General features: G+C 63.8%; 9 protein-coding genes. 7 read left to right on the top strand and 2 right to left on the bottom strand.

The features are described 5' to 3' along the window. The 5 genes from EOA29_RS15075 to EOA29_RS15055 all read left to right on the top strand — a co-directional run. Nucleotides 1-593, top strand: a 593-nt coding sequence (locus EOA29_RS15075; RefSeq protein ID WP_145969678.1) for a polyprenyl synthetase family protein, incomplete at its 5' end; no start/stop codon positions are given. A 111-nt stretch (nt 594-704) separates the two neighbouring features. Next, entirely contained in the window at nt 705-1,370 is a 666-nt protein-coding gene (locus EOA29_RS15070; protein WP_127221098.1) for a GntR family transcriptional regulator, read from the top strand. 237 nt (nt 1,371-1,607) lie between these two features. After that, nucleotides 1,608-2,207 (top strand): biotin transporter BioY, encoded by a 600-nt coding sequence (locus EOA29_RS15065; protein WP_127221097.1) that lies wholly within the window; start codon nt 1,608-1,610, stop codon nt 2,205-2,207. Nucleotides 2,208-2,213: 6 nt separating this feature from the next. Beyond that, on the top strand, nt 2,214-2,630 hold the full coding sequence (locus EOA29_RS15060) for a DUF1284 domain-containing protein (RefSeq protein WP_126095289.1): 417 nt from the start codon (nt 2,214-2,216) through the stop codon (nt 2,628-2,630). 188 nt (nt 2,631-2,818) lie between these two features. Continuing rightward, a complete protein-coding gene (locus tag EOA29_RS15055) occupies nt 2,819-4,597 on the top strand; it encodes a tetratricopeptide repeat protein (RefSeq protein WP_127221096.1) in 1,779 nt (592 codons plus the stop codon). Nucleotides 4,598-4,862: 265 nt separating this feature from the next. On the opposite strand, the gene EOA29_RS15050 is transcribed toward EOA29_RS15055, so the two are convergent. Then, entirely contained in the window at nt 4,863-5,324 is a 462-nt protein-coding gene (locus tag EOA29_RS15050) for a GNAT family N-acetyltransferase (protein ID WP_127221095.1), read from the bottom strand. A 139-nt stretch (nt 5,325-5,463) separates the two neighbouring features. Between EOA29_RS15050 and EOA29_RS15045 the strand changes: the two genes are divergently transcribed. Further along, complete coding sequence (locus EOA29_RS15045) at nt 5,464-6,438, top strand: glycine--tRNA ligase subunit alpha (RefSeq protein ID WP_189478901.1); 975 nt, start codon at nt 5,464-5,466, stop codon at nt 6,436-6,438. Here EOA29_RS15045 and EOA29_RS15040 read toward each other — a convergent pair. Then, nucleotides 6,435-6,617, bottom strand: coding sequence for a hypothetical protein (locus EOA29_RS15040; protein WP_126095286.1), 183 nt, complete (start codon nt 6,615-6,617; stop codon nt 6,435-6,437). The genes EOA29_RS15045 and EOA29_RS15040 overlap by 4 nt on opposite strands. A 256-nt stretch (nt 6,618-6,873) precedes the next feature. Between EOA29_RS15040 and glyS the strand changes: the two genes are divergently transcribed. After that, a complete protein-coding gene (gene glyS, locus EOA29_RS15035) occupies nt 6,874-9,186 on the top strand; it encodes a glycine--tRNA ligase subunit beta (protein WP_127221094.1) in 2,313 nt (770 codons plus the stop codon). The last annotated feature ends 332 nt before the right edge of the window (nt 9,187-9,518 follow it).

Here is a 9,518-nt window from a genome sequence, read left to right as displayed (position 1 = left end):
CGCTGGAAGCTCTCGACATCCTGTCGAGCGCTACCTCCATCGTCGCCGAGGGCGAGGTGATGCAGCTTGCCGCCGCCAAGAATCTGGAGACCACCGAGGACGAGCATTTCGCCGTCATCAAGGCCAAGACCGCGGCCCTGTTCTCGGCTGCAGCCGAAGTCGGCCCGGTGATCGCGCTAGCCTCCCGCAACGACCGCGCGGCGCTGCGCTCCTACGGCATGAATCTCGGCCTTGCCTTTCAGCTCATCGACGATGCGCTCGACTATGGCGGCTCCAGCAAGGATCTCGGCAAGAATGTCGGCGACGATTTCCGCGAGGGCAAGGTGACGCTGCCGGTGATCCTCGCCTACCGGCGCGGCACCAAGGCCGAGCGCACCTTCTGGAAACGCGCCATCGAGGACAACGTCACCGCCGATGCCGGGCTCGAAAAGGCGATCGGCCTGATGACCCGCCACGGCGCCATCGCCGACACGATCGGCCGCGCGCGTCACTTCGGCGAGATCGCCCGCGACGCGCTGGCGCCGCTGGAGGCGACGCCGCAGAAGTCGGCGCTGATCGACGTCATCGATTTCTGCATCAGCCGCGTCAACTGAGAACCTGTCGGATTTTCGGTGCTTTGCCGATGACCGCTGGAGCGGGGCGCGCCTGTGAATCCCGCCTTGGCCGTCTCGACAAACGGCGGCTCTGCAAATTATCTATAAAATATGGCCAACACAGACGACACGATCGCCGTCCGTATCAGCAAGGAACTGGCTGACCGCATCATCTCTGGCGCGATCGAGCCGGGATCGCGGCTGCGCCAGGACCATGTCGCGGAGGAATTCGGCACCAGCCATGTCCCGGTGCGCGAGGCGTTTCGCCGCCTCGAGGCGCAAGGCCTGGCGATCAGCGAGCCGCGCCGCGGCGTGCGCGTTGCCGCTTTCGATCTCGGCGAGGTGAGGGAAGTGGCCGAGATGCGCGCGGCGCTCGAGGTGCTGGCGCTGCGCCATGCCGCGCCGCATCTGACGCCGGCGATCCTCGACCAGGCCGAGGAGGCGACCAAGGCGGGCGACAAATCCCGCGACGTCCGCTCCTGGGAAGAGGCCAACCGCACCTTCCACCGGCTGATCTTGGCGCCCTGCAACATGCCGCGGCTTCTTTCCACCATCGACGATCTGCATGCCGCGAGCGCCCGCTTCCTGTTCGCGGCCTGGCGCTCCGAATGGGAAACCCGCACCGACCAGGATCATCGGGCGATCTTGAGCGCGCTCAGGCAGGGCAACACGGAAGCAGCTGCCGCCACGCTTGGCCGGCACGTGCAATGGATCGGCCAGAAGCCGGTCAAGACCGCATCCGGCAGGACCCGCGAGGCCTTCGCCATCGTGGGGTAGAGCAATCAGAACAGACCGCGGAAACGGCAACGCTTCCGCGCCTCGGCGCTCTATTTCCGCCAGATGTCGGCTTTGGGCATCCCAAAAGCCTTTGAATGGCCCAGCCTCACTGCTCGTCGATTTGCGATTCCGCGACGGGGCGCTTGCCATCTCTGCAAAAATATGGATTCGATAATAGATCGAGTACAGAAATTATCTATATTTTTGCAGAAACTCAATCCAACCAGGGACATCACCGTGACAAACATCGCCGTTTCGACCCGCAAGCCCCCTTTCAGTCCGCTCCGGCTGGACAGCCGCTCCGTCGCCTGGAAGGTTGGCGCTGTCGTCCTCGGCTCGCTGTTCCTGGCGCTGTCGTCCTATATCGAGGTGCCGATGGTGCCGGTTCCGGTGACCATGCAGACCTTCGCCGTGACGCTGATCGGCGCGCTCTATGGCTGGCGGTTCGGCGCGCTCACCATCGCGGCCTGGCTGGTCGAAGGTGCTGCCGGCTTTCCGGTTCTGGCGGGCGGCGCCGCCGGCGTGCAGCATTTCGTCGGTCCGACCGGCGGTTATCTCTTCTCGTTCCCGGTCGTCGGTGCGGTGGTCGGCTGGCTGGCCGAGCGCGGCTGGAACGGCAATCGGGTGATGCTTGCCTTTGTCGCCATGATCATCGGCAATCTTCTGTGCCTGGTTCTCGGCACGGCCTGGCTTGCCGTCATGATCGGCGCCGAGAAGGCCATCACCTTCGGCTTCCTGCCGTTCGTCGTCGGCGGCTTGCTGAAGTCGGCGCTGGGTGCCGCGACGCTGAACCTCTTCTCCACCTATCGAACCGAACCGCGCGACCCACGCGCGTAAGACGCTATGACCGTCAGGCTGCGCGCCCATCATCTGCTCTGCCTGCTGACCTATGTCGGCAAGGGCTACTCGCCCGCCTTCACCGCCAACTACGACAAGGTGGTGAAGCGGCTAGGCGAGGGCGAGGCGGTCTTGATCGTCCCCGGGCCGGACGACATCTGTGCCCCGATGCTGGACGAGCCCGAGCCGCATTGCCTGCGCGAGAGCGCGGTCGAGCGGGACCGGCTCGCGGCGCACGATGTCGGGGCTCTTCTCGGCCGGACGATCGAGGCCGGCGAGCCGCTGGTGTTGGACGCCTCCAGCCTGGCACGGATGCGGACGGCGTTTTCCTCCGGTCAGACGCGCCAGGCGTGCTCCGGCTGCGAATGGTCCGATCTGTGCGGCGCGGTTGCCGCCGGCGGATTTCACGATACGCGTCTCTAGGAGCCGATATTTCCGCTCCTGCTCCGGACTTCTTGGCTGCGCGGCATCGTTTTTTAAGCCGGATGATCGCATTGTGATTCGCGCCGGATTGAAGCCCGACCCCAAAAAGGCCATGCTTTGTCTGGAAAAGATCGAGTCTGTGGGCGGTCCGCCAAGGGCGGGATCCCGTCTGGCTGAAAGGGGATAAGATGCTGCAAGGACGTGCGCGCTGGCTGACAAGGCTGGCATTTATGACGGGTGTGGCGCTTTCGGTGCTGCCTGCCCATGCCAAGGAAAACGCCCAACCGATCCAGATCACGTCCTTCTCGGGCGCCTATCTCGCTGCTCACATCGCCGAAAGCGACAACGATCTCGACAATGCCATCGCCTACTACAAGCAGGCGCTGGCCTTCGCGCCCAATGACACGGAGCTGCAGCAGAGCCTGATGCTGGCCCTGGTCGCGCAGGGCCGCTTCGAGGAATCGCTGGTCTATGCCGACAAGCTCAAGCAAGTGCCCGATGTCGAGCGCTTCTCGCGCCTGGCGCTTGCCGTCGATTCCTTCCACAAGAAGGACTACACCAAGGCCCAGTACTGGCTGAAGCTGTCGCTCGAATCCGATCTCGATCGGCTGCTCTCCGGCGTCATGGACGGCTGGGCCAAGGAAGGCGCGGGCGATGCCTCCGAAGCGATGGACTCCATCGACAAGCTCAAGGGACCGGACTGGTTTGGCCTGTTCAAGTCGTTCCACCGCGCGCTGATCGCCGACGCCGCCGGTCTTTCCGACAAGGCCGAAGAAATCTACGCCGCCACGCTGGCCGATACCGCCGCCGGTAGCTCCGCGCCCGAGACCTGGATGCGCAACGCGCAGGCCTATGCCTCGTTCCTCGCCCGCAAGGGCGACAAGGCAAAGGCGATCACAGTGCTGAACCAGGCAGAAGCCTTCGCGCCGGGCAAGCTTGAAATCACCACGCTGCGCGACAGGATCAGCAAGGGCGACAAGATCGAGCCCTTGGCCGCCGGCCCGGCGGACGGCGCCTCCGAAATCCTGCTCGATCTCGCCACCGCGCTGAACCGTGGCGGCGGCGAGCCTTTCGTACGGCTCTATCTGCAATACGCGCTGGCGCTGAAGCCGGACAGCGACGCCGCTCTCGTCCAGCTGGCCGCCGTTGCCGAGCAGTTGAAGGACGGCGAGGGCGCAATCGCGCTCTATCGCCGCATTCCGGCTTCCTCGCCGCTGAAGGAGCTCTCGGAACTGCAGCTCGGCCTGAACCTCGCCGACATTGACCGCCACGACGAAGCCATCGCGCACCTCAAGGGCTATGTCGACGCGCATCCGGCCGACATGCGCGGCTATCTCGCGCTCGGCGGTGTCTACTCTTCCAAAGAGGATTTCCGCTCGGCCGCCAATCTCTATGACAAGGCGGTCGATGAGCTGAAGACGCCGACGGCCGCCAACTGGAACATCTTCTACCAGCGCGGCATCGCCTATGAGCGGCTGAAGGAATGGCCGAAGGCCGAGCCCAATTTCCGCAAGGCGCTGGAGCTGCAGCCCGACCAGCCTCAAGTTCTGAATTATCTCGGCTATTCCTGGGTCGACATGAACACGAACCTCAAGGAAGGCCTGGCGATGATCCAGAAGGCCGTGGATCTGCGGCCAAGCGACGGCTACATCGTCGATTCGCTGGGCTGGGCTTATTACCGCCTCGGCCGCTTCGACGACGCCGTCCGCGAAATGGAGCGCGCCGTGTCGCTGAAGCCGGAAGATCCGGTCCTCAACGATCATCTGGGCGATGCCTATTGGCGCGTCGGCCGCAAGCTGGAAGCGACCTTCCAGTGGACCCAGGCGCGCGACCTGAAGCCGGATCCGGACGTGCTCGCGACCCTGCAGCAAAAGCTGCTCAAGGGCCTGCCGCCGATCGAATCCAACACGGCGCAGGAAACCCCGAAGGTCAAGCCGGCCCCGGTGCTGCCGGCTCCGAAAGGCTGAGGGGCAAGACACGAACGGTTTTGGCGGGGCTCTTCGGGCCTCGCTTCTGTTTCGGCGCAGCGTCTGTCGAGATTCAGGTCAGGCCGAGTCGAAAACGGTGGTTTCCGAGAACCGGAGCGGAGCGTACTAAAGTACGTGAGCACCGGCCTACGCCGGCCGTAGCCTCCATTTAACTGCCACGCCACCACGAGTGCTTCGGCCGGCGAAGGCCGGAAGCGGAGGAACCGGCGTTTGCAGGCCGGCATCACCTGAATATCGATAGACGCTAGAACAGCTTCCGATAGACGACGAAGCCGGATTTCTCGCCGATCTTGTCATAGAGTTTCATCGCGGTGTGGTTGGTTTCGTGCGTCAGCCAGTAGACGCGGCCCGCGCCCGCTGCCTTGGCCCCTTCGTAGACGCCTTCGATCAGCGCCCTGCCGATGCCCCGGCCGCGCGCGGCCTGCGAGGTGAAGAGGTCCTGCAGATAGCAGTTCGGCGCGATCGCCGTGGTCGAGCGGTGATAGAGATAGTGGACGAGGCCGAGAAGGGTGCCGTCGCGTTCCGCCACCAGCGCATGCACCGGCTCATAGGCATCGAAAAAGCGCGACCAGGTCATCTGCGTGATCTCGCCAGCAAGCGCGGTTGCGCCCGAGCGGCCGTAGAAGGCGTTATAGCCGTCCCAGAGCGGCAGCCACTGCTCGTAATCCTGCCGGGCGATGGGGCGGACGGTGAGTTGACCTGGCATGGCGGAACCTTTGTCGTTGCGGCTCAGGCGAGCAAACGGCCAGCCTGAGCGGCCGGCAATGGGCCAGCCGCCGGCAAAGCGTTCAACTCTCCATGATGCGGCGCCCTGCCTTGACGCTCGCCGGCCCGGCAACTAGGGAATGCCCAATCCCGCGCTTTCCGAGGCCGCCGTGACCATCGACATTCCTGCCCATATGCATCCCAGCCGCTCCTTCCAGGGGCTGATCCTGACCCTGCACAATTACTGGGCCGACTATGGCTGCGTCATCCTGCAGCCCTACGACATGGAAGTCGGCGCCGGCACCTTCCATCCGGCGACCACCTTGCGCGCGCTCGGTCCGAAGCGCTGGAACGCCGCTTACGTGCAGCCGTCGCGCCGCCCGAAGGACGGCCGCTACGGCGAGAACCCGAACCGGCTGCAGCACTACTATCAGTATCAGGTGATCTTGAAGCCGAATCCGCCGAACCTGCAGGAACTCTATCTCGGCTCGCTCGAGGCGATCGGCGTCGATCTGCTGCTGCACGACATCCGCTTCGTCGAGGACGATTGGGAAAGCCCGACGCTCGGCGCCTGGGGCCTCGGCTGGGAGTGCTGGTGCGACGGCATGGAAGTCTCTCAGTTCACCTATTTCCAGCAGGTCTGCGGCATCGAATGCGCGCCGGTGGCGGGCGAGCTCACCTATGGGCTGGAGCGGCTCGCCATGTATGTGCAGGGCGTCGACAATGTCTACGACTTGAACTTCAACGGCCGCGAAGGTGCGGAAAAGGTCACCTATGGCGACGTCTTCCTGCAGGCCGAGCAGGAATATTCGCGCCACAATTTCGAATTCGCCAACACGGCGATGCTGCTTCGGCATTTCGAGGACGCCGAGACCGAATGCAAGGCGCTGCTTGCCGCAGGCGCGCCCGCGTCGAACGACAATCTGGCGATGCACCGGATGGTCTTCCCGGCCTACGACCAGTGCATCAAGGCAAGCCATGTCTTCAACCTGCTCGACGCGCGCGGCGTGATTTCCGTCACCGAGCGCCAGAGCTACATCCTGCGCGTGCGCAACCTGGCGAAGGCTTGCGGGGAGGCGTTCCTGAAGACGCAGGCGGGCGGTCTGGCGGCTTAACCCAATACGGTTTTTGCGATTTCGGAAGCGGCAGCGATCGGGAACACGCTTTGGCTGCTTACGCTGTCGATCGTGCGAAGTGCTTGTCTGACGCCCGGCATCGAGAACGTGCCATGCATCTGGGCGGCGAAGCAGGCGCTCAGTGCCAGGATCTGCAGGGTTCTCGATGCCGTCTTCATGGTCGTTCAGCCAATAGTTCTCCGCCTGAGCGTAGGTCGCTTCAGCGCCGCGTTCGGTTCATGGGAATTTCTGCTCCAAGGACGGGTGGGCTCGCGCCGTCCCGACAGCGGCGATGAAAATTTCCGGAAACCGGCGCTGGCCAGGGCAAAGCTTGCGGGGTGACAGCGGCCAGCCGAGTTGCTATTTCCCGCGCATTCGTGACACCGGCGCTGACGCGCCGACCCTCCCCATCAAGGGGGGGTGAGGAGCTAATCAATGCCCGACTTGCTTCTGGAACTCCGCTCGGAAGAGATTCCCGCGCGCATGCAGCGCAAGGCTGCCGGCGATCTGAAAAAGATGCTGACCGACGGTCTGGTCGAGGCGGGTCTGACCTACGAGGCGGCGCGCGAATACTGGACACCGCGGCGCCTGGCGCTCGACATCCGGGGGCTGACCGCGCGCTCGAAAGACATTCGCGAGGAGATCAAGGGTCCCTCGACCACGGCGCCCGAGCAGGCCGTGCAGGGTTTTCTGCGCAAGGCCGGCCTTTCATCGATCGCCGAGGCGCATGTCCATTCCGATCCGAAGAAAGGCGACTTTTATGTCGCCCACATTTCGAAGCCGGGCCGGGCGGCGGAAGAGATCATCGCCGAGCTGGTGCCGAGCATCATCAAAAACTTTCCCTGGCCGAAATCGATGCGCTGGGGGCCGGCATCGGCCAAGCCCGGCTCGCTGCGCTGGGTGCGGCCGCTGCAATCGATCGTCTGCACCTTCGGCCCGGAGACCGAAGAGCCGGTAGTGGTCGATTTCGAGATCGACGGCATCCGCTCCGGCAACGCCACCTACGGCCACCGCTTCCACGCGCCGGGCTTGATCACCGTGCGCCGCTTCGAGGACTACGTCGCAAAGCTCGAGGCGGCCAAGGTCGTGCTCGATGCCGACCGGCGCAAGGAGATCATCCTTCACGACGCTCGCAACATCGCCTTCGCCAATGGGCTCGACCTTGTCGAGGATGAGGGTCTGCTCGAGGAAGTCTCCGGCCTGGTCGAATGGCCGGTCGTATTGATGGGCGAATTCGAGGATGATTTCCTCACCATTCCCGCCGAGGTCATCCGCCTCACCATCCGCGCCAACCAGAAGTGTTTTGTGACCCGGCCGCATGGCGCGGCCGAAGACCTCTCCAATCGCTTCGTCCTGGTCGCAAACATCGAGGCGAACGATGGCGGCAAGGAGATCGCATACGGCAACGGCAAGGTGGTCAGGGCGCGCCTCTCCGACGCGCTCTATTTCTGGAAGACCGATCAGGGCGACCTGCCGGACCTCGACCAGTTAAAAGAGTCCGCGGCAAAGTTCGACCTGGATTTGACGAAGCCGCTCGACCAGCGCATGGCGCGGCTCGATCATCTCAACGTGACCTTCCATGCCAAGCTCGGCACCCAGGGCGAGCGGGTCGCGCGGATCAAGCGACTGGCCGAGGAATTGGCGCCGACGGTGGCGCAGTCGATCTCCCCCCTTGAGGGTGAGATGGCCGGCAGGCCAGATGGGGTCGCTTCGGCTGATGCGACGCATTCTGGCCTTTCGAAGAGAGAAGACATTGGTACTCCACGCGAGACGACCCCCTCTGTCGCCTCCGGCGACATCTCCCCCTCAAGGGGGGAGATTACCACGCTTGTCACCCGCGCCGCGGTGCTTGCCAAGGCCGACTTGCCGACGGAGGTGGTCGGCGAGTTCCCTGAACTGCAGGGCGCCATGGGCCGCAAATATGCGTTGCTGCAGGGCGAGCATCCGTCAGTGGCCGCGGCCGCCGAGGAGCACTACAAGCCGCAAGGCCCTTCCGACCGCGTGCCGACCGATCCGGTCTCGGTGGCTGTGGCGCTCGCGGACAAGCTCGACACGCTCACCGGCTTCTGGGCTATCGATGAAAAGCCGACCGGCAGCAAGGACCCGTTCGCGCTGCGGCGCGCGGCACTTGGTGTGGTCAGGATACTGATCGAGAACCGCATTCGCCTGGAGCTGACTTCGATCTTCGCCAAGGCCTTTGCCAACTTCACGGGCGGCGCCGGCCAGATATCCGACCTCCTCGCCTTCTTTCACGACCGCCTGAAGGTCTATCTCCGTGACCAGGGCGCGCGGTACGACCTGATCGACGCCGTCATCACGCCGCAGTCCGACGACCTGCTGCAGATCGTCCGTCGTGTCGAGGCATTGGGCTCCTTCCTCGACAGCGAGGACGGCACGAACCTGCTCGCCGGCACCAAACGCGCCGCCAACATCCTGGCGGCCGAGGAGAAGAAGAAAACGCTGATCGCCGAGACTGTTGAGCCGGCGCTGTTCCGCGAGGACGCGGAAAAGAAGCTGTTTGCCGCGGTGAATCAGGCTGAAAAGGAAGCCGGCCAAGCGATTCAAAACGAAGGTTTTTCCGCCGCCATGCTGGCGCTTAGCGTTTTGCGTGAACCCGTTGATTCATTCTTTGAAGGCGTTCTCGTGAATGATGAGGACCAGGCAGTGCGCGCCAACCGGCTGGCGCTGCTTGCCCGCATCCGCGCCGCCACCGACCAGGTCGCCGATTTTTCAAAAATCGTCGGCTGACGGCCAAAAAGTCGCCGATCCGAAGCTGCCTGCGCCCCATAAGGCGCGGGCGCGCTTCGACAATTTCATGGCCCAAATTTAATGCGCCGGAGCCGGCTTACAGTCATATGACGATGACCTCCGCATGGGAGAACCAATGCATGTCGTCCAGAAGTGTTCAGCGATTCTGGAACAACGACATGCATCGAACAAAGACTTGAAGCGCGTCGCCTGAATTCACTTCAGCGTGACGCGCCTTAAGACGTTCCCCAACCACGGAGGCATGCCATGAATTCCGTTCACGACATCGATTTGACTGAAGAAACCCCGGCCGCCGCCGAGTGTATCGAGCC

It is taken from the genome of Mesorhizobium sp. M1E.F.Ca.ET.063.01.1.1, from assembly GCF_003998155.1.
Lineage (GTDB): Bacteria > Pseudomonadota > Alphaproteobacteria > Rhizobiales > Rhizobiaceae > Mesorhizobium.
This window is presented reverse-complemented; position numbering and strand designations above follow the sequence as displayed.

Bases quoted from the DNA above. Each gene is read 5' to 3' on its own strand.
- EOA29_RS15040 (WP_126095286.1), bottom strand. From the start codon at position 6,617: ATGAAGACGGCATCGAGAACCCTGCAGATCCTGGCACTGAGCGCCTGC.
- EOA29_RS15055 (WP_127221096.1), top strand. From the start codon at position 2,819: ATGCTGCAAGGACGTGCGCGCTGGCTGACAAGGCTGGCATTTATGACG.
- EOA29_RS15050 (WP_127221095.1), bottom strand. From the start codon at position 5,324: ATGCCAGGTCAACTCACCGTCCGCCCCATCGCCCGGCAGGATTACGAG.
- glyS (WP_127221094.1), top strand. From the start codon at position 6,874: ATGCCCGACTTGCTTCTGGAACTCCGCTCGGAAGAGATTCCCGCGCGC.
- EOA29_RS15045 (WP_189478901.1), top strand. From the start codon at position 5,464: ATGCCCAATCCCGCGCTTTCCGAGGCCGCCGTGACCATCGACATTCCT.
- EOA29_RS15070 (WP_127221098.1), top strand. From the start codon at position 705: ATGGCCAACACAGACGACACGATCGCCGTCCGTATCAGCAAGGAACTG.
- EOA29_RS15060 (WP_126095289.1), top strand. From the start codon at position 2,214: ATGACCGTCAGGCTGCGCGCCCATCATCTGCTCTGCCTGCTGACCTAT.